This window comes from Desulfitobacterium nosdiversum (genome assembly GCF_049860565.1).
Taxonomy (GTDB): Bacteria; Bacillota; Desulfitobacteriia; order Desulfitobacteriales; family Desulfitobacteriaceae; genus Desulfitobacterium_A; species Desulfitobacterium_A nosdiversum.
In genome coordinates this window covers 1092549-1112096 of the sequence record NZ_CP172056.1, presented here as the reverse complement: position 1 = coordinate 1112096, position 19548 = coordinate 1092549, and the positions used below count along the sequence as shown (strand labels likewise).

Below are 19548 nucleotides of genomic sequence, written 5' to 3'. Positions count from 1 at the left end.
AATCATTATTAGGCAGTTTCAAGTGAATTTACAATAGGACTTTCGTCCCATTATTTAACGGGCTGCTGAAGAAATACTCTTTTTACCTGCTTTATAAGATTCAGCAAGGACTTGAACCGTATGCATAACATCTTCATTAAGTCCGGCATTGACAACACCGCTGGTTATCTGCAGACGACATGCCGGACACCCTGTGACCACTGTATCTGTGTGAGTTTGAGCAATATCCGCAATCTTCTTGTCTGAGATTTTAGCAGAAAGATCAGGATGGACAAGCATGAAGGAACCCGCCATTCCACAGCACCGATCGGGCTTTTTCATCTCAATCAATTCAACACCCGGAATTGCTTTGAGAATTTCACGAGGTTCTTTTCTAATTCCTTGGCCGCGGTTTAAATGACAAGGATCATGATAAGTCACTTTGCGGTCAACTCGGCCTAATCCTTCTTTCTTGAAGGGAACCTTATGAATTAGGAATTCAGAGATATCATACGTCTTTGCAGCCCATTTATCCGCAAGAGCTTTCATCTCCGGTTCATCATCAAAGAGTTGGCTGAAGACGTGCTTCCAGGATTCTCCGCAGGAAGAACAGTTTGAAACAATTGCATCGGCACCGGTTTTTTCAAACGCTAAAAGATTGCGGCGTGCCATAACTTTTGCCGATTCAACATCTCCGTTAACCGAAGCCGGTGTACCGCAGCATCCTTGTTCTTTTGGAACAACGACTTCACAGCCGTTTTCAGTAAGAACATCAACAACTGCTCTGCCCATATCGGTGTAGAAATAATTGGTCACACAGCCAATATAGTAACCCACACGCATCTTAGGATTTTGAACCTTGATGATTTCCGGCAATTCATCCTTAAGCGGTTTTTTCGCCAAATTCGGAAGCACTTTATCTTTGCCCAAGCCGAAGTCAAAGCGGAGACGAGCTCCTTTATCGCTTCCTTTAATCCGCTTCATGGCGAAGCCTTGGAAAACGCTTCCCGTTTTCATGCCGAAATCAAAGAGACGATTCAGTTTGATTAAATTAAACGCAAATTTTTTAACAGGATGAAGACCCTTTTGGCGTACAGCCTCCGCGCGGGCAGCGAGGATAATCTTACCAAAACTTACACCGCAGGAACATTTTTCGGAACACGCACCGCAAGTGGTACATAGGGAGAGACGGTCGGCTAAGCCTTCGGTCATCTCTGCCTCACCCTCTAAAATTGCTTCTACCAAGGATATTTTACCCCGAGCAGCCCCAACTTCTTGGCGCGTTTCTTTATAGATCGGGCAGACTTCTTGGCAGTTTCCGCATTTCATACATTTATAAAGCTCTTCCCGAATGGAGTCGAGTGAACTGTAAATGCTCACTTTAGTCCCTCCTCACCATTTTCCCAGGGTTTAAAATATTTTTAGGATCCATGGCCTGTTTAATATCTTTGAGCATGTTGACACCCGCTTCACCGAATTCAAGCGGGAGATATTTTGCTTTCGCCATACCAATTCCATGCTCGCCGGAAAGGGTTCCGCCTAAGGAAATAGCAACATCAAAAATTTCATCGACCGCTTTTTCAACACGGACCATTTCTTCTTTGTCACGGACATCGGTAAGAATCGTCGGATGAAGGTTGCCATCGCCGGCATGGCCGAATGTTCCAATCGTCAGATTGTATTTCGTTGCAACTTTACGAATCGCTTTCAGCATATCCGGTATTTTGCTGCGAGGAACAGTCGCATCCTCAAGAACGGTCGTAGGCTTCATCTGAGCAAGAGCCGGAAGTGCATTACGGCGTGCAGTCCAAATCACATCCCGTTCATGGTCATCTTTAGCGAGTTTAACCTCTGTTGCTCCTTCATCCGCGAGAATTTTTTCGACAAGTGCTGCTTCACGTTCAACAGCTTCTTTATAGCCGTCCACTTCACAAAGCAAAATGGCCTCTGCATCGACCGGAAGACCTGCATGTGCGAAGTTTTCAACCGTTCTGATTGTCATATTATCCATAATTTCCAAGGTTGCAGGAATAACTTTATTCCGGATGATTGCCGAGATTGCATTTCCGGCTTTGTCAATATCGTGGAATACGCCGAGAATACTCTTCTTCGCCTCTGGAGTAGGCAGTAATTTAACAAGAATTTCGGTGATGATTCCAAGCGTACCTTCGGCTCCTGTAAAGAGAGCCGTCATGTCATAGCCGGAAACATTCTTAACCGTTTTCCCGCCCCATTTGATAACATCGCCATTGGCACGAACTAATTTCATTCCCATCACATAGTGTTTGGTTACGCCGTACTTTAAGCCGCGCAGTCCGCCGGAGGACTCAGAAACAGAGCCTCCCATCGTTGCTGTGGTAACTGTTCCCGGATCGGGGGGATAAAACAATCCAAATTCCATAGCAGCGTCGTTCAAATCCTGAATAATAACGCCCGGTTGTACCCATGCCGTTAGGTTTTCAGCATCAACTTCAATAATTTTGTTCATATTCAGCATAGACATAACAATTCCGTTTTTCAAAGGAATTGTTCCTCCGCTTAAGTTCGTTCCGGAACCGCGGGGATAAATCGGCGTATCGTACTTATCCGCGATTTTAACGACTTCAGCCACCTGTTCGGTACTTGCCGGAGTAATTACGACATCCGGGAGAACCCGTTTCATGGCTGCGGTTGCATCATAAGCATACGTTATCAAGTCTTCCTTTTCAGTAAAGACGTTTTCTTTACCGAGAACTTGAATGAGCTCCTGTAAAACTTCAGGTTTTAACATCAATATGCCCCTCCTTAAAACATTCCTTAGTGTAGGTAAAGAAATCCATAAGTCCTTGTGAGCTGAATCGAGCATCAAAGTTTATCAAGCCATAACCTGTAGTATGGTCTGACCATACTACAGTTGTATTTTATAATATGAGCCTTAAATTTTCAATCAATTTAGTACTTTGCGAAAAAAAGAACTTTATCGTAAATTGATAAAGTTCTTTCAATTTATTATAAAAAATATATATTGTTAGGCTTTGAGCTTAGCAAGTTTTACAAGTTCCAGTTCTACCTTGCGAAGGTGTTCATACGTTATTTTTCGTGCTTTCTCCGAGTCCCGGGACGCGATTGCTTCATAAATCTCTTGATGCTCCTCAAAAAGTCTTTGAGCGGTCCCCGCAGTGGCTGCAATCCAAAGTGCACGCGTCACTCGAAGCGTTTGCCCCATAATTTCCTGAACCGTATTCATCATTCGATTCAAGAGTGGATTTTTACTTGCCCGTGCTAATGTTAAATGAAATTCAAGATCCAATTTTTCACTATTCTCTGCTTTGGGCAAGTCCTTTTCCATTTGCTCAATCAAGCGTTTAAATTGAGCAAGGTCTCCCTCGTCACGCCGTTCTGAAGCCAGACCCGCAGCCTCAACCTCTAGCGCTTTCCTCACTTCGAGAATATTTTGGAGTTCATTTTTCTCGAGTAAAAGAATGAAACTCAGAGGCTCGATAACCGAATTGGGTGAAGCTGATTTAACAAAAATACCTTCACCTTGACGGACCTCAAGAATTCCCGTCAGGCTCAAAGCGGCAAGAGCCTCCCGAACCGAGGTTCGGGAAACCTGAAAGCTCTCCGCAAGTTCATTTTCGGTTAAAAGTTTATCTCCCGGAACGAGTTCTCCGTTGATAATCAACGCTTTAATTTGTTCGAGAATAATTTCAGTAGTACGTTTACTTTTGATGGGTTTTAGATCCATGTTAAATTTCCCCCTAGTCCTAATCCTATTTCAAACCCATCAACAAGGGCTGATACGCAAAATTCAGAAGGATAAATAATATTAAGCCTAAGATTCCGCCGACGATCGAGCCGTTAATTCGGATCCACTGGAGATCATTACCGGCCTTATCCTCAATAAACCGGTTCAACTCATCATCCGATAATTCCTCTAAAGTCTCTTGGACAATTTCACCAATCAAACGATGTTCCTTTTGAACCAACCGGAGAAGTGTTTCCCTTAAAAATTCGTCGAATGTCTCCTGTAATTTCTGATCGGCTTTCACTTCCATCCAAAAACTTGCAGCTAAAGGCTCAGCGGAGAACCTTAAGTTTTCACCCCGTGCTGATTTTCCGTCTTGCCAGTTTGTAAGAACCCTATCGATTCCGTTTTTCAGATAGTCTTCAAGAGGTAATTCTCTAAGGATTTGATTAAACCCTTCTTCAATTTTCCCTTCTATCGCATTATCCTTTTTCCAGTATATGATTCTCTCTTCCAACTGAGCTTTCAAACGAATTCTTAAGGCATTCTCCGGATTCTTCAAACTCCGTATTGTCAGGATAAGATGAGTCTGAACTGAATCAGCGGCTGCTTCGAAATTTACGCCGTCAGAAGCTTGAAAGACGCCGAATAATGTTCTTTGCAAAAAGCCCCCGCTCGCTAATTGCTGCTCTTTAATGTTTTCTAAATAACTTAAGATTTGTGAATGGACTTTTGATCCAGAGGCATAGACCCATAAGTCCTCCAGTCGTTCATCAAGCCATTGATCAAATTCTTTCCGTTCAAGAAGCGTTTGTAAATAATCGAGTATTCTTCCGCCTAAACCAAGCTCCTGTACCTTAGCTTGAATAAATAAGGTCAGTTTCTCTGCGAGTTTATCTGCAGGTACTCGTCCTTTTAGTACTGCAAGAAAGGATACAAGCCTTTCAGTGAGAAATCCTGCTCCTCCCCGTTTTTCAACTGCATTGATGATTTTTCCCGAGAACTTGAATACCTTAATTTTTTGATAAATCATGGATTCACTCAGGAGCTCTGTTTCAACCATTGCCCTGATCCCGTTAATCAGCTGTATCCGATTCCGGGGAATCAGCGCGGTATGATAAGGCCAGCCCAAAGGCTTACGAAAAAGTGCTGTAACAGCAAACCAATCCGCGATACCGCCGACAAGAGAGGCTTCCAAAACAAATTGACAGAGTCTTAGTAAAAAGTAATCCGGCCATAAATGTTTGGCCCACGAAACAAGAATAAATAATAGAAAAACAATGCTTAATACCGCATTCGCACGACGCCGGTAATTCACTGTGAATCATCCTTTACCTTAAATTAACGCTAAAATAGATAATTAACTAAATAAAATAGCATCCCTGCTAGTGCCCCGACAGCAGAGCCGTTGATGCGGATCATTTGTAAATCCGCCCCAGCTTTTGCTTCGATCAATTCAACAAGCATTTCATCCGAGTATTTTTCAAGTCCTTCCAATACAAACCGGCCAATTTTTTGATGCTGACTGGCTGCGAACTCTGAAATAAAAGACTTAGCCTTATGGTTAAACGTTTCCCGCCTTTCGGGGTTAATTACTAATTCTTCCCGGTATTTATCCAATTGCTCAACTAAAAATTCAGCAATCTTTTGAACACTCTCGGGCCTGTTCATTCCTGCTTGGATTTGTGGAAGAAGTGTTTTTTCTCCTTCTTTAAGAAGTGCAGGGAGAACCCGCCGGATAAATTCATCAAACCGAGAATCCTGAACAAAACCATCCAGCCAAATAAACGCGTCTGTTATAGCTTGTCCGCCGCTTAAATAATTAACAGCCTTGATTTGAATCTTTTTGGCCAGTTCGGAGGAGTCCGGCAAAAACATCTGGACGATTTTTCGTGACGGATTTTCCTGAACATAATCCGCTATAGCATCCTCAAGCCACCGTCTAATCACTCCATGCATTTCGGGGCTTTGTACCCACTGGCTAAGTTCGCTGCTCAAGATCTCAAGTATATTTTGTATCGATCCTTTTTCTTTTAAAAGTGTATAAGCCTGCCACAGGATTGAACTTAATAAGTCATTATTACTCTGTTCAATACTCGCATCATTTTTTTCTTTAAATAATTCACCGACAGGCACGCTGACGCTTTCTAATAAAGGTTTTAAAAGCGTCTCAAGGGCAGGCCTTAGTTGAGCGATCCCTTGACCCTCCAGTATGTTTATAACACCATTTGCAAAATCAAATCTTGCAATTTTTTGATTTAATGCTTCCTGTGACAATAGCTCGTCCTGAACCATATGAGCCAATTCATAAAAAATACGTTCACGATTGCGCGGGATTATTTCAGTGCGAAAAATTCGTCCTGGACGAATTCCTAAAGGCTTGCGAAAAAGTGCCGTTACAGCGAACCAATCCGCAAGGCCTCCAACTAATCCCGCACTGCAGCCGCTTGTCAGCAAGCCTCCCCAAAACTGGGTTTGGAATGGATACGCTGCCGCAAGACCCACAGCAGTTACTCCTAAGGCCCAGTTTGCCTTGCGATATGTACTGATCGATGTACCACGTTTACTCATACTTAGAACCTCTTTAATGATAATATGAAGTAAGACACCCGCTTAAAAAAGAGCAGCTGTCTTCGATAATATATCACATTTTAAAGTTAAAGAACACTTGACTTATCTGCCTGTATTTTTTAAGGCGGCCACTTGACCAACATTCTGAGCATCTATATCTTTTTGAGTCTGTTCAAATATCTTTTTCCAGCCATACACATAGTGAAGACGCATGAAAAGGCCCGCGAGGTTTTCTGTTCCGTGATTTAAACGTACCGCATTTTCAAAAACAGAGCGTGTGGGATCGTATTGTACAGCCTGTTTATGGATCTCGTTCCGTGTTTCTTGACAACGAAGCGCGGGATCCAATTGAGGTTCTCCATGTGACGGGAAATATGCGTTAGCATCAAGCTTTTCCATTATATCCAGACTTTGAAGATGACTGACTAAACCACTTGTAAACTTGCCTTCTTCACGCCAAATATCAGGGTAGGAAATCATATCCGGTAAAAGCATATCTCCCGTAAACAGCTTTTTACCCTCGTTTTCAAAAAATGCGAAATGACCTTCAGTATGACCCGGTGTGGGGATAGCTTGCAACTGATAATCTCCTGCTGGCAGCATTTCCATTGGAATAATTTCATCAATATGATCGGGTAAAGTTGTCATTTTCTGACGTGGATTTCCGTATGCCTTATTCATCCTCTCTATGAGTTGGTCTGAAGGAACTTCCCATTCTTTCAACGCCCAATCTCTATAAAGGTCTCCACCCTTTCCTTCAACAAATTTTTTCCATTTAGTATAATCCTTTAGGCCAATTAAAACCCGTGCACCTTGCTCTGCAAACTGTCGGGCAATGCCTGAATGATCTACATGCCAATGCGTTAAAATTACTTGTTCAACATGCTTTATTTCCAATCTCTTGAGTGCAGTTTGAATCATTTCATAAACACCTGGAGTATTCGTCCCTGTATCTATCAGCGTTGGTTTCTGACCCCGAAAAATATAAGCATTGATGTTCCTTACTCTCAAAGGTACAGGAATTTTCAGAAGATAAATATTTGGTGCGACTTCTTTCATCTCTGCCATAATTCTTTTCTCTCTTTTCATTTTGTTTCGCTGATCTTTCAGAACGATGTTATTCTACCATAAAAAAAGGGGCAATTCATCTTTTGAATTATTCCGCCATCGATTGCCAGAACAAGGAACCAAACCATTACTAGCCACATAAGTTATACCAAACCTGATAACCAAATAATGGAAGGAGGAAAACGATATGTTTGCAGGTGGTCTTGGAGCTGGAGCTGGTATTGCAATTGTTGTTGTAATCATTCTTCTGCTCATCGCATTAGGTATCGTTTTCTAAGATTATAAGGACGACTGATATCATTTATTTATTGTCAAACACTCTACCGGAGGTGAAAAAAATGTACGGTTACGGCTGCTGTGGAGTTGGAGTTGGAGCTGGTGTTGGAATTGGCGCTGGGATCATCGCTATCGCGATTTTGATTTTAATTGCATTGGCTGTTATCTTCTAAGTTAAAATAACGTTCCCGGGCTTATAGCCCGGGAACTTCTCCCATCAACATTAGAGCTCCATTCAGCACTCTTTCCGTTTCAAGATTAAGACAAGAATGAAGAAAGAATTTCTAAGATGAGACTTCTCTTGATTCTATACATAGTTTTTACTGCCGGAAAGAGTGCTAAAATGGAACTTGATATTTTATATGCTCTGACTCAAAGGAATGTGAGCCGTTATTTCATGAGAAATCGAATCATCTGTAAAGCATACTTAAATGAAGGATAGCGCACAGGCAGATCAAAAAGAGTGGTTTGATGCAATACACTTTTTTGATGAGAAAAGGCTTCAAAGCTCTTTTTCCCATGATAAGCACCCATCCCGCTGTTGCCAACCCCGCCGAAAGGAAGGTAAGGAGTAACAATATGCATCATCGTGTCATTGATACATCCGCCGCCAAAAGATACTTCCTTAAGGATTTGATCTTGAAGCTCTCTTTTTTCCGAGAAAAAATAAAGCGCCAAAGGTTTTTCGTGTTCATTAACACCTTTGATTACCTCTGAAAGTTCCTGATACTCCAATACAGGTAGAATCGGCCCGAAAATCTCTTCTTGCAGCACAGGGTTCTTCCAATCCACTGAATCAATAATCGTCGGCTCAATCAATCGGCGCTTCTCGTTATATCCCCCTCCTACCAATATGCGAGCTTGCTTAAGATACAATAAAAGTCTTTGGAAATGCTTTTCGTTGATAATTTGGGTGAAATCTCTACTTTGAACGATATTCTGACCATAATATTCATGGATGCAGCCCTTCATCCGCTCGATTAATTCCTCTTTAACCTCTTTTTGAACCCAAAGATAATCCGGGGCAATACAGGTTTGGCCTGAATTCAAGAATTTACCCCAAACGATGCGTTTAGCCGCTAAATCTAGATTCGCATCCTTATGTACAATACAGGGGCTTTTCCCTCCAAGCTCCAGTGTTACTGGAATGAGATATTTTGCTGCAGCTTGCATGACGATTTTTCCCACAGCAACACTGCCCGTAAAAAAGATCTTATCAAACTTAAGATTTAGCAGTTCCGTACTGGTCTCTGCTCCGCCTTCGACCGCCAATAAATAATCGCCGGGGAAGCAGACAGTCAGCATCTCTGATATAACCCCGGAAACATGCTGACTTAATTCGGAGGGTTTAATGATCGCACAATTTCCGGCTGCTATCGCACCAATAAGCGGAGCAATTGCCAATTGAAAAGGATAGTTCCAGGGAGAAATAATAAGCACAACCCCATAGGGCTCCGCGTAAATAAAACTTTGCGATCCGATATGCGTAAGCGCAGTTTTTACGCGGGTAGGTTTCACCCAAGAATTTAAGTGTTTAATAAAATTGTTTATTTCTTTGTAAAGAATACCGATTTCTGTAGAATAAGCATCAAGTTCTGATTTATTAAGATCTTGCCGCAAAGCTTCTATAATTGCTGGTTCATAGTCTCGTATTGCTTTTTTTAGCTTTCGAAGCTGCTCTATTCGAAAACTTGCCCTTTGCGTAACCCCCGTTGCAAAGAAACTACGCTGCCTGCTTAAGATCTCATCATATTGATTCATTTCGAACTCTCCATCCTGTTGATTTTGCTCTGAGTCAACCTTTTTCTTCAAAATCCTTTCGCCAAAACCTGTAATATATACTTGTTCTAATTTAGGTTCTTTAAGTGGTAAGTTTATTATAAATAAAGCATAAGGAGTTGATATATATGCCTTCAAAAAGAACCATCTTTTTACTTCTCGGGAGCCTTTTAATCTTAACCAGCTTCGGGGCTTATGCATCTTCACATCACTATTTTCAGAGAGACAACAATTCATCCCCTTCAGCATCCTCAAGTGATATGGCTTCACAAGGCAGCACTTCTTCGTCAGAAGTTCTTACAAATTCTTCTGAACCTGTTTCTCCTTCTAACCCTTCAGTTCTTGAAATTTTGGGACAGTCCCGCAAACTGACTTCACAAGAATTGAACTCGATGCAAAAATGGCGGCAGGAAATTGCACAAATTGCGAAAGCCAATCCTGACTGGGTCTTTCTTAACGGTCCAACCTCTGAGAAAAAAGTTGCTTTAACCTTTGACGACGGCCCGGATGGTTCTGTTACTCCCAAGATTCTGGATACGCTTAGCCGCTATCATGTCAACGCTAACTTTTTCTTTATCGGGCAAAACGCTAAAGCCTACCCGGCCATAGTCAAGCGAGCTTTTAATGAAGGGAATCTTGTCTTAAACCATAGTTATAGTCATCCTCAGTTTACCCAAAAAAGCGAAGCCTTCATAACCCATGAACTTGATCAAACAGACACACTTCTTAAAACACTCACGGGTTCTACCCCTGAATTTATTCGTCCTCCTTATGGGATTGTTACCGATCAAGTTCTAAACGTTGCTAAAGCCAGAGGCCAAAAGCTGATCATTTGGTCAACCGATACTCTTGATTGGTCGCAAAAAGAAAAAGAGAACATTGTTCAAAATGTTCTTCTTAATGTAAGACCCGGTGAAATCATCCTTATGCATAGTAATGGAGATAAACAAGCAACAGCTGAAGCTTTGCCCGCGATTATCGAAGGGCTGCAGGCAAAAGGCTATAAAATCGTCACTTTAAAGGAACTTTTACAATAATCATCTTCTCTATTCGATAAACCCAAAGTGCATTTATGATAAGAAGAGCTGCTGTAAAGAAAAATACGTAATGGATACCATAGCTTGCCGCAATCTGTCCACCCATCAGAGGACCTGTAACATTTCCGAGATATTGAGCAGATTGATTATACCCAAAAACCCGGCCTGAAACAGAACTTGGGACGCTCTTCTTAATCAGTGCGTTTACAGCAGGCAGCATCCCCGCTGTAGCAATTCCTAATAAAAAGCGGAGTCCCATCAGCTGCCAAGGGTTTTGAACATAAGCCTGAGGAATGATAACCAAAGCTGCAAGCAAAAGGGAAAACAAAAGGACCTTATCCGGTCCTTTTTGATCCGACATCTTTCCGAGCCGTGAAGCACATAAAACGTTTGCAAGCCCTGAAGCTGAAACAACAAAGCCAGAAATTAACGCTATATGAGTTGCATCCTGAAGAAGTTGTTTAATATAAACAGTGATAATCGGTTCGATGGACAGATTCGCTAATTGAATCATTAAGGATGTCACAAACATCGCAATTAGAGCCTTCGGATTTTTAATCTTGCTCCAAACTTCTTTATAGCTTAGATTGACGCTTTTCTGAGGATTAAATTTCTCTTTAATCAGTAAGTAAGAAACTACAAAAGCCATGAAGAGAAGAAATCCGGTCACGAAAAACACGTGGCGTAAGCCAATAACTTCAGACAACCATCCTCCAAGGAGCGGTCCCAATAAATTCCCACTAACCATTCCCGTAGACAGGGTCCCCAAAGCCCAACCCGAATGTTCTTTAGGGGTTTGAGTTGCTACAAGTGTAATTGATGCTGAAATATATCCGGAGACTGCCCCCATCAGAAGGCGCAAAGCCACCAGTTGATAGACATTTTGGGCGAAGCCCATCAATGTCATAACGATAGCCATTCCTAAACTCGCCCGTAAAAGCATAACTTTTCGACCATATTGATCGGCAAGCTTGCCCCATAGCGGAGATACGACGGCTGCCAGGATAAAGGTTGCCCCAAAAGCAACTCCCGACCATTGTTCGATAGCACCTACATCATGTACCCCTAGAATTTCTATATAGAGCGGTAAAAACGGCAGGACAAGGCTCAAACCGGCTCCTGTCGCAAAAGAACCAAACCAACAAACCCAAAGATTGCGTTTCCAAAGCGGCATAACTGGGACTCCCTCTCAAAAATATAACGAACTTATAATGAATATCATACTCCTTCAATTAGATTAAGTTCAATACTTCAATTAAAAAATTCTAATTCTTAAAACTTAAACCTTAAATAAAGGTTTTGAAAAACATTATGGAAAAAGGCGGCCTCATTACGAAGGCCGCCTTTACCTATATTAGGGATTGTCCCAGAACGGATTTCCTTTTCTTATGCACCCATGAACATTTTTAGATCATCTTCAACATTGGTAATTCCGCCGATACCGAAATTTTCAACAAGAACTTTAGCAACATTTGGAGAAAGGAAACCGGGCAAGGTTGGTCCTAGATGAATATTTTTCACACCCAGGTGAAGAAGAGCCAGGAGAACGATAACAGCCTTTTGCTCATACCAGGCAATATTATAGGAGATGGGCAGATCATTGATATCTTCTAAGCCAAAAACTTCTTTTAACTTAAGTGCCGTCACAGCTAAGGAATAGGAGTCATTGCATTGACCTGCATCAAGGACTCTGGGAATCCCGCCGATGTCACCTAGGTCAAGTTTATTATATTTATATTTAGCACAGCCCGCAGTCAGAATCACTGTATCGGCTGGGAGAACTTTGGCAAATTCCGTATAATAGTCACGGCTCTTCATACGTCCGTCACATCCAGCCATTACGAAGAAACGTTTAATCGCTCCGCTCTTGACTGCTTCAACAACTTTATCGGCAACCGCGAGGATTTGATCATGAGCAAATCCGCCGACGATTTCCCCTGTTTCAATCTCTGTTGGGGCCGGACATTTTTTCGCGAGCTCAATTAGAGCAGAGAAGTCCTTGGCTTGGCCATTTTTACGCTCAGGGATATGCTGCACCCCTTCGTAGCCTACAACACCCGTCGTAAACAGACGTCCTTTATAGGAATCCTTGGGAGGAATTAAGCAGTTTGTGGTTAAAAAAATCGGTCCATTAAAGGAGTCAAACTCTTTATCTTGTTTCCACCAAGCATTGCCATAGTTTCCGACAAAGTGAGGATATTTTTTAAAGGCGGGATAGTAGTGAGCAGGAAGCATTTCACCATGGGTATATACATCTACCCCTGTTCCTTCTGTTTGCTTCAAGAGTTCTTCCAGGTCTTTAAGATCGTGACCGCTGATCAAAATACCCGGGTTGTTGCGAACACCGATATTTACTTTTGTCACTTCCGGTGTTCCATAAGTTGAAGTATTGGCTTTATCCAGCAAAGCCATGACCTCAACTCCATATTTTCCGGCTTCAAGCACCAAAGCAACAAGTTCATCTGCTGATAGGCTGTCATTCGTAACGGCCGCGAGACCTTTTTCCATAAAACCGAAGATGCTGGGATCATGATAACCTAAGGTAACCGCATGCTCTAAATAGGCAGCCATTCCCTTCAAACCATACGTCAAAAGTTCTCGTAAAGAACGGACATCTTGATTCTCCGTAGCTAAAACACCGACTTTAGCTGCCTTTTGTTCAAATTCTTCAACAGTCGCAGCTGTCCAGGTCGCAGATTCATGAAGGTTAGCAGGAATAACTCCACCCGCCTTCAAAATTTCCTGTTTCATTTCTTCTCGCAAAGACAGGCCTTTACGGATTAGCTCTACGAAACGCGCCTTGTCAAAATTGGCATTGGTAATTGTTGCAAACAAACTCTCCATAATAAATTGGTCAATATCTTGACGAACGATTCCAAGCTCACGGGCTTGCACTGCATAAATTGAAATTCCTTTTAAAACGAAAACAAGCAAATCTTGCAGATTGGCGACAGCTTCGGTTTTCCCGCATACTCCTTTAATGCTGCACCCGGTTCCTTTCGCTGTCTCTTGGCATTGGTAGCAGAACATACTCATTTTTTAAAACCTCCTAATTTAATCTTTAATGTTTTCCCTAAAGGTAAAGGTTGTTTTATTCATTGTTGCAGGTTCATTATACTGAAGTTTATAGGATAAAAACGTGACCGCAACGTTCCTTTTAGTGTGATAAAAAGCACACCATTGTAAAAGAGAAAATTTATATTGCAAAAATATTTAAAAGCTGAAACCAAACTTACTTGGCTCCAGCTTTTAAAAAAGGCTTTTTTCGAAACTTTATCTTGTTAAACGTATTTAAATCCTCATTCGATTTTTATCTTAACCTTTTTAAAGTTTTTGCTCACATTTTTAATAAACTCTCCTTGCTCCGACGTAATGCTGCCACCAGTAGGAATTGAACGTTGAAATGGTCACTCCTTTGCTTGAGGTCGCATTGATAAATTTCTGATTTCCAATATAAATTCCAACATGGCTGACCCGATGATCTGAAGTAAAGCTAAAGAATACAATATCACCTGGTTTCAGGTTTTTCGCATCAACATGGACTCCGGCCCAAGCTTGCTGTCTGGTTGTTCTGGGAAGCGTAATTCCTGCAGCGCGAAACGCATTTTGTGTAAATGCTGAACAGTCGATTCCTCGATATGTTGTTCCGCCCCAAAGGTAAGGAGTTCCAATATACGTTTCAGCCCTTGAAATAATTGTATTAGCCTGACTTGGAGTTACTGCCTGAGCAGCTGGAGCAAGGCCAAGAATTCCCGTTAAAACTATTGTAATTAAAAGTATTAATTTCTTTTTCATTAAATCAACTCCTGTGTTATTTGAATTTGTGCAAATTTTCTCTTTGAGCTAGTCCAAGCATAACATCTAACAACTTCTCGACCAATAGGAGGTTGTTGGGTATACTTCCTTCTTGTGGAATTGACTTAATTAAGACTTAATACAACAAAAAAAGAATCTCAGCCCAAACAAACGGGCTGAGATTCCTACTACAAGTTTCTCTGTCATCTCTATTTTTGTTCTAACATTCCCATAAATACCTTTTCCGGGGTAATCGGAAGATGAGTAATGCTTACACCAACAGCATTATATACAGCATCAGCAATCGCAGGGGCCGGTGTATTTGCTACGACCTCACCTACCGATTTCGCACCAAAGGGTCCTGACGGCTCATAACTTTCTTCAAAGGCAATTCTTACGGTACCGATATCTTTACGGGTGGGAATTTTGTATTGCATAAACGAATCCGTTTGCATTCTCCCTTCATCGGTATACTTAACATCCTCAAAAAGAGCCATGCCAATCCCTTGAACAACCCCGCCTTCCGCTTGAATCCGTGCTAGGCTTGGGTTAATTACGGTTCCGCAATCGACAACCGCAACATATTGAATAAGATCAACTTTACCCGTTTCCTGATCAACTTCAACTTCAGCAAATCCGGCAATATACGGCGGCGGGGAGATTTCGCCGCCAAATGTCGCATGCCCGACAAGCTGAAGTTTTCCCATACCTAGAACAGAAAGCTCTGCCAGCTTTTTAAGACTTATTTCTTTAGGCTTTGCTTCATCTTTAAGATTCTTAGCTGAGTCTTTCGGAATCCAGCGTACCGTATCTTCGATGAGTTTAACCTCTTCAACTGTTACTTCCAAATACTTTGCACCTTGTTCAAGGATTTTTGTTTTGAGATCCTCCGCTGCTTTGACAACGGCTGTCCCGCTGACATAAGTGCCGCTTGAGGCATAAGCGCCAGGATCATAGGGAGAAACATCCGTATCCACACCATGAACGACAATTTTATCAAGTTCTGTTTCCAAAACCTCAGCAGCCATCTGTGCCAGAATTGTATCCGCACCCATACCGTTATCCGTTGATCCATGTAAAAGAACGAAACTTCCATCATCCACTAAGCGAATCTCTGCAGAGGCTGTATCAATATGAGCGATTCCAGAACCCTGCATGGTTACAGCCATACCAAGCGCCCGAACTTTATGAGGCCCAACTTGGCGGCGCAGATTTCTCTCATTCCAGCTGATAAGCTCTTTCCCTTTAAGAATACACCGGTCTAATGAAGAACTGCCTAATCGGAAATCCTCCGTATGCAGGGAGGTTTCCCCTTCACGAATAATATTTTTAAGCCGAAGCTCGGTCGGATCCATTCCTAATTTGCGTGCCAGCCGATTCACCGTTGATTCTACAGCAAATGTCCCCTGAGTTGCACCATAGCCCCGGAAAGCTCCCGCCGGCATTTTGTTCGTATAAACAGCTTGACCCTTAAAGCGGATGGCTCGGGTTTTATTATAAAGCGGCAGGGTATAATGTCCGACACATCCTAAAACGGTAGAAGCATGCTCTCCATAAGCCCCTGTATCGGATAAAACTTCAAGATCAAATGCACGAATATATCCCTCTTCATCGGCTCCCAGTCTTACCTTCAAACGCATCGCGTGGCGGCTGGTTGTGCTGGTAAACGTTTCTTGGCGGTCATAGATAATCTTGGCCGGCTTACCCGTCTTTAAGGTTACGATTCCTGCAAACACATCACCAGAGCTCGTTTGTTTTCCCCCGAAACCTCCTCCGATTCTCGGTTTGATGACTCGAACCTTATTCGTCGGCAATTCGAGTGCGCGCGCTACATGGCGGCGAACATGAAAAGGAACCTGAGTCGAACTGACGACAACCAGCCTTCCCAAGTGATCTAAATACGTGAACGCACGATAGGTTTCCATCATGGCATGTGCTTGGGCTTGGGGATAATAAACTCCTTCAGCGACAACAGCACATTTGCCTAATTCCTCATCCACATCGCCGATAACCTGGATGTCTGTTGCCACGACGTTTTTTTCTTTAACCATGCCTATTTCAAAGTTGCAGTGCAGGTCTTCTTCCGGATGGACAACAGTGGAATGTCCAATTGCTTGTTCAAAATTGAGTATAGGTTCTAAGACCTCATACTCAACTTTAATTAAGTTCATGGCTTTAACCGCTGTCTTTTCATCAACTGCAGCAATAATCGCGACTTCATCGCCTACATAGCGGACAAGTTCCTCAAGAATTAAACGATCATAAGGAGATGGCTCCTGATAGGATTGTCCTGCAAGGGTAAAGCGGGTCTTCGGTACATCCTTGTAAGTTAGAATACATTCAACACCGTCTAATTTTTCAGCCCGTGCAGTATCAATTGACTTAATCCGAGCAAAGACATGCGGGCTGCGCAGGATTTTAACGATTAAGGCATTAGCTGCTGCCAGATCATCTGTATAAAAAGGTTTTCCTATAACTAAGGCCATCCCATCGATTTTCGCTGCTCTTTTCCCAACCTGTTTCGTCTTTAACTGCGAATTATGATTTATTTCTACTCTATCCTTCATCTTTCCGAATTCACCCCCAGATAGGTCTTGACCGCTCGAAGCTGCCCCATATATCCGGTACAGCGGCATAAATTTCCTGTCAGATAGTGGATGATTTCTTCATCGGTGGGATTTTTTAATTCCTTTTTCATTGCCAAAACATTCATAACGAAGCCGGGACTGCAGAAGCCGCATTGTTCCGCTCCTTCTGCTGTCAGGATTTTTGCGAAGGCTGCAGCTTCCTCCTGTAGACCCTCCAGAGTTGTGATCCTTTTTCCATTTGCTCGAACGGCGAGCATTGAACAGGAAAGAATCGGCTGATCGTCAACCCAAACTGTACATAATCCGCAGCAGCTTGTATTGCATGCCTTTTTTACACTTAAACAGCCATGTGCCCGCAGTGTATCTGCCAGAAAGTCGTCAGCCGCAACATCCCATTGTACTTTTTTATCATTGATGGTAAGTTCAATCAGCATTGCCGCACCTCCATGATCGCTCTTTGCACAAGCACAGAACAAAGGGCTTGACGATATTCTGCACTTGCCCGCATATTTGTCCCAAAGGTGAGCTCTTCAGCTGCAAGTTTAGCCATTTGTTCTATGGATGACAATTCCTGCGATGCTTTTTCCGCGAGCATTGCTCTTTGCGGCCTTGCGCCGACCGCAATTCTCCATTGCCCTTCAAGCTCTGAAACTGCAACATTTAATATTGCGTAATCACTCTTGGAATTTCTAAGGTTTTGGTAAGACGCCTTTCGATTATTTTTACGAAGCCATATTTTTGTTAAAATATCTTTTTTGTAAGGCTGATCCAAAAACTCCTGCAGTGTTTTTCTCCCCCCATGAAACAGCTCAACCTCAGCATCAAGGGCAAGAAGCACCGTAATTAAATCAGAAAAACCATACTTAGAAAAAACAGAAGCGCCTACTGTTACTCCATTTCGAAATTGAACCCCAATAACATCTGAAACAGATTTCGGCAAAACGCCTTGGAAATAGTTTTGGAAAGCGGCATAAGTTTCTATTTCCCGAAAAGTGGTCATGGCTCCGATTTCAAACCATTCATCATGTTCCGTAATTCCCTTAAGCTCTAAATTCGGATGGGATAAATCAATCGCAGTTCCTATCCTCTTCGAACCCATTTTTAAAAATAAACAACCACCCAAAACTGTATTCATTTTTTTGCTGATCAGTGTTGTATAAGCTTCTTCCAGTGTTGCCGGCTGAACCCATTCGCGAATCGTGAACACTCGAACCTCTGCTTTTGGCTTTATTGTTCAATATCTATTTTAACTTTAAGGATCGAAGACGCCGATAATCTTCAGGCGTATCAATATCTTCCAGGAATTCGGGAGGAACAGAATACTTAACCCAACGCTCCGGATAACGATTGAGCACAGCCCTCCCCCCTTGTTCTCCTTGTAAAGAACGCAGCTCTTGGTAATAAAGCTTGTGGAAAAATACCGGAGAACCGCTGAGCTTATTTTCCGCAACCCAGGGCACCAAAAAGTCTGGCTGGTTTTCAATAAAAAAGCTTATTAATTCGGCTAATTTAATAGGTTCCAACCCAACTTGGTCACCAGGAATAAAACAGATTCCCTGCATTTTTTCAGAAAGATCGGCAATTCCTAAGCGTATTGTTTCGGAAAGCGGACGCGGTTCAGGTCTATTGAGCCAGACGTGTTTCACTGGATTATCTGACTTCATTTTAGCTGAGGCAATCCAGTTCTCGCTTTTTATATACTCCCGTATTGGCTTTCGCGCTATTACCCAAACTTCAGCTGATTTTGTAAAATCTTTCGGTGTTAAATTGAGGGCCTGATCAAGAACCTGAAGTACATATTCCAATACAGTGGAATCCTGCCAAGGCAAGCTTAGCTTGTCTTGGCCCATCCGCGTTGCTTGACCTGAGGCCATTACCACAAATCGTACCAACGAAGGCTCCCCTCCTTTGCGTTACCTGCTGAAAGTCTCAAATGATGGGGCAACCGTATGTCTGAAGGTGTATGCAAATGATCTTGAGTTTGATCCAAGAATTCTTCTCCAAGCTTTTTCAGCTTACTCAGTTCAGCCCGTTCCTGCTCAACATGCCCCTTATCCCACATATTAAAAAGGACAAACCAGGAAATATTTCCGAATAACTCATTAAAAACCGGTGAGCTTAAAATATACCGCCAGGCAAGCTCTGTGTTCCAAACCTTTCCTACGAAGTCCTTGCAAAGTTCAAAGCGATGAATATCGTCTTCCCTGAGTTTCTTCCCCCAAAGATGTCCGTCAATAACAAGGACAGCCGCCTCGCTGCAACGGGGAATTTGGGGTTCATGCGCAGCCCAGCATTTAAGACGATGTTCCCGAGCCCCGTCACCCTCAATGACCCAAAAGTACTTTGGCTCTTTAAGAATAGCCGAATCCACCACATCAACAGATATACCCTGCCACTTGCCGCTTGCCTTTTCAACACCAGCATACCAGAAACAAGGTACAACTGTTTCCAGAAACGGGAATTCCCTCGCATTTTGCCAAAGCGAGGGAAATACTTGCGGATATACTTTTGTCGTTGTCGTTGCAATTACAGGATGTCCTGCTTGGTCAATTTCCCAAGTTAAACGGTTTAGGCAGGTTGTTTTACCGCCCGCTCCAATGAACGTTACAACTTGGGCCTTGCGGACCATTTCCCAAAGGCTCCCGACCTTTGGCTCTTCAACAACAGCACCTGACTTTACCTGTTTCATAAGACCTCCGATAAGTTAACGCGATCGGATTGACTTCCT

General features: G+C 42.6%; 16 protein-coding genes. 1 reads left to right on the top strand and 15 read right to left on the bottom strand.

Annotation, left to right across the window (positions count from 1 at the left end; all coding sequences use genetic code 11):
* Positions 1–54: 54 nt before the first annotated feature.
* The 7 genes from ACHOLT_RS05400 to ACHOLT_RS05370 all read right to left on the bottom strand — a co-directional run bounded on the left by ACHOLT_RS05400 (position 55) and on the right by ACHOLT_RS05370 (position 9382).
* The gene (locus tag ACHOLT_RS05400) at positions 55–1359 is read right to left on the bottom strand and encodes a (Fe-S)-binding protein (protein ID WP_425806303.1); all 1305 of its coding nucleotides are present in this window, start codon (positions 1357–1359) and stop codon (positions 55–57) included.
* Position 1360: 1 nt separating this feature from the next.
* Positions 1361–2749 carry an FAD-binding oxidoreductase gene (locus ACHOLT_RS05395; RefSeq protein ID WP_425806301.1) on the bottom strand — a complete coding sequence of 463 codons (1389 nt, stop codon included), beginning with the start codon at positions 2747–2749 and terminating at the stop codon, positions 1361–1363.
* Positions 2750–2986: 237 nt separating this feature from the next.
* On the bottom strand, positions 2987–3706 hold the full coding sequence (locus ACHOLT_RS05390; protein ID WP_425806300.1) for a FadR/GntR family transcriptional regulator: 720 nt from the start codon (positions 3704–3706) through the stop codon (positions 2987–2989).
* A 25-nt stretch (positions 3707–3731) separates the two neighbouring features.
* Entirely contained in the window at positions 3732–5024 is a 1293-nt protein-coding gene (locus tag ACHOLT_RS05385; RefSeq protein ID WP_425806299.1) for a DUF445 domain-containing protein, read from the bottom strand.
* A gap of 29 nt (positions 5025–5053) precedes the next feature.
* The gene (locus ACHOLT_RS05380; RefSeq protein WP_425806298.1) at positions 5054–6277 is read right to left on the bottom strand and encodes a DUF445 family protein; all 1224 of its coding nucleotides are present in this window, start codon (positions 6275–6277) and stop codon (positions 5054–5056) included.
* Positions 6278–6379: 102 nt separating this feature from the next.
* On the bottom strand, positions 6380–7345 hold the full coding sequence (locus ACHOLT_RS05375; protein ID WP_425806296.1) for an MBL fold metallo-hydrolase: 966 nt from the start codon (positions 7343–7345) through the stop codon (positions 6380–6382).
* Between the two features lie 666 nt (positions 7346–8011).
* Positions 8012–9382: an aldehyde dehydrogenase gene (locus ACHOLT_RS05370; protein ID WP_425806294.1), complete on the bottom strand. Its 1371-nt coding sequence runs from the start codon at positions 9380–9382 to the stop codon at positions 8012–8014.
* A gap of 146 nt (positions 9383–9528) precedes the next feature.
* Here ACHOLT_RS05370 and ACHOLT_RS05365 point away from each other — a divergent pair, with 146 nt between their 5' ends.
* Positions 9529–10437, top strand: a complete 909-nt coding sequence (locus ACHOLT_RS05365; RefSeq protein WP_425806293.1) for a polysaccharide deacetylase family protein — start codon at positions 9529–9531, stop codon at positions 10435–10437.
* Here the strand turns inward: ACHOLT_RS05365 and ACHOLT_RS05360 are convergent.
* The 8 genes from ACHOLT_RS05360 to yqeC form a co-directional block, all read right to left on the bottom strand.
* The gene (locus ACHOLT_RS05360; protein ID WP_425806292.1) at positions 10412–11611 is read right to left on the bottom strand and encodes a multidrug efflux MFS transporter; all 1200 of its coding nucleotides are present in this window, start codon (positions 11609–11611) and stop codon (positions 10412–10414) included. The genes ACHOLT_RS05365 and ACHOLT_RS05360 overlap by 26 nt on opposite strands.
* 212 nt (positions 11612–11823) lie before the next feature.
* The gene (hcp, locus tag ACHOLT_RS05355) at positions 11824–13473 is read right to left on the bottom strand and encodes a hydroxylamine reductase (RefSeq protein ID WP_425806291.1); all 1650 of its coding nucleotides are present in this window, start codon (positions 13471–13473) and stop codon (positions 11824–11826) included.
* A 309-nt stretch (positions 13474–13782) separates the two neighbouring features.
* Positions 13783–14232, bottom strand: coding sequence for a C40 family peptidase (locus tag ACHOLT_RS05350; protein WP_425806290.1), 450 nt, complete (start codon positions 14230–14232; stop codon positions 13783–13785).
* A gap of 209 nt (positions 14233–14441) precedes the next feature.
* On the bottom strand, positions 14442–16799 hold the full coding sequence (locus tag ACHOLT_RS05345; protein WP_425806289.1) for a xanthine dehydrogenase family protein molybdopterin-binding subunit: 2358 nt from the start codon (positions 16797–16799) through the stop codon (positions 14442–14444).
* A complete protein-coding gene (locus ACHOLT_RS05340) occupies positions 16796–17254 on the bottom strand; it encodes a (2Fe-2S)-binding protein (protein WP_425806286.1) in 459 nt (152 codons plus the stop codon). The genes ACHOLT_RS05345 and ACHOLT_RS05340 overlap by 4 nt, the downstream gene beginning before the upstream one ends.
* Positions 17248–18027: an FAD binding domain-containing protein gene (locus ACHOLT_RS05335; RefSeq protein WP_425806285.1), complete on the bottom strand. Its 780-nt coding sequence runs from the start codon at positions 18025–18027 to the stop codon at positions 17248–17250. The genes ACHOLT_RS05340 and ACHOLT_RS05335 overlap by 7 nt, the downstream gene beginning before the upstream one ends.
* A 34-nt stretch (positions 18028–18061) precedes the next feature.
* On the bottom strand, positions 18062–18712 hold the full coding sequence (locus ACHOLT_RS05330; protein ID WP_425806284.1) for a nucleotidyltransferase family protein: 651 nt from the start codon (positions 18710–18712) through the stop codon (positions 18062–18064).
* Entirely contained in the window at positions 18694–19509 is an 816-nt protein-coding gene (gene yqeC, locus ACHOLT_RS05325; RefSeq protein ID WP_425806282.1) for a selenium cofactor biosynthesis protein YqeC, read from the bottom strand. Before yqeC ends, ACHOLT_RS05330 begins: the two co-directional genes overlap by 19 nt.
* Between the last annotated feature and the right edge of the window lie 39 nt (positions 19510–19548).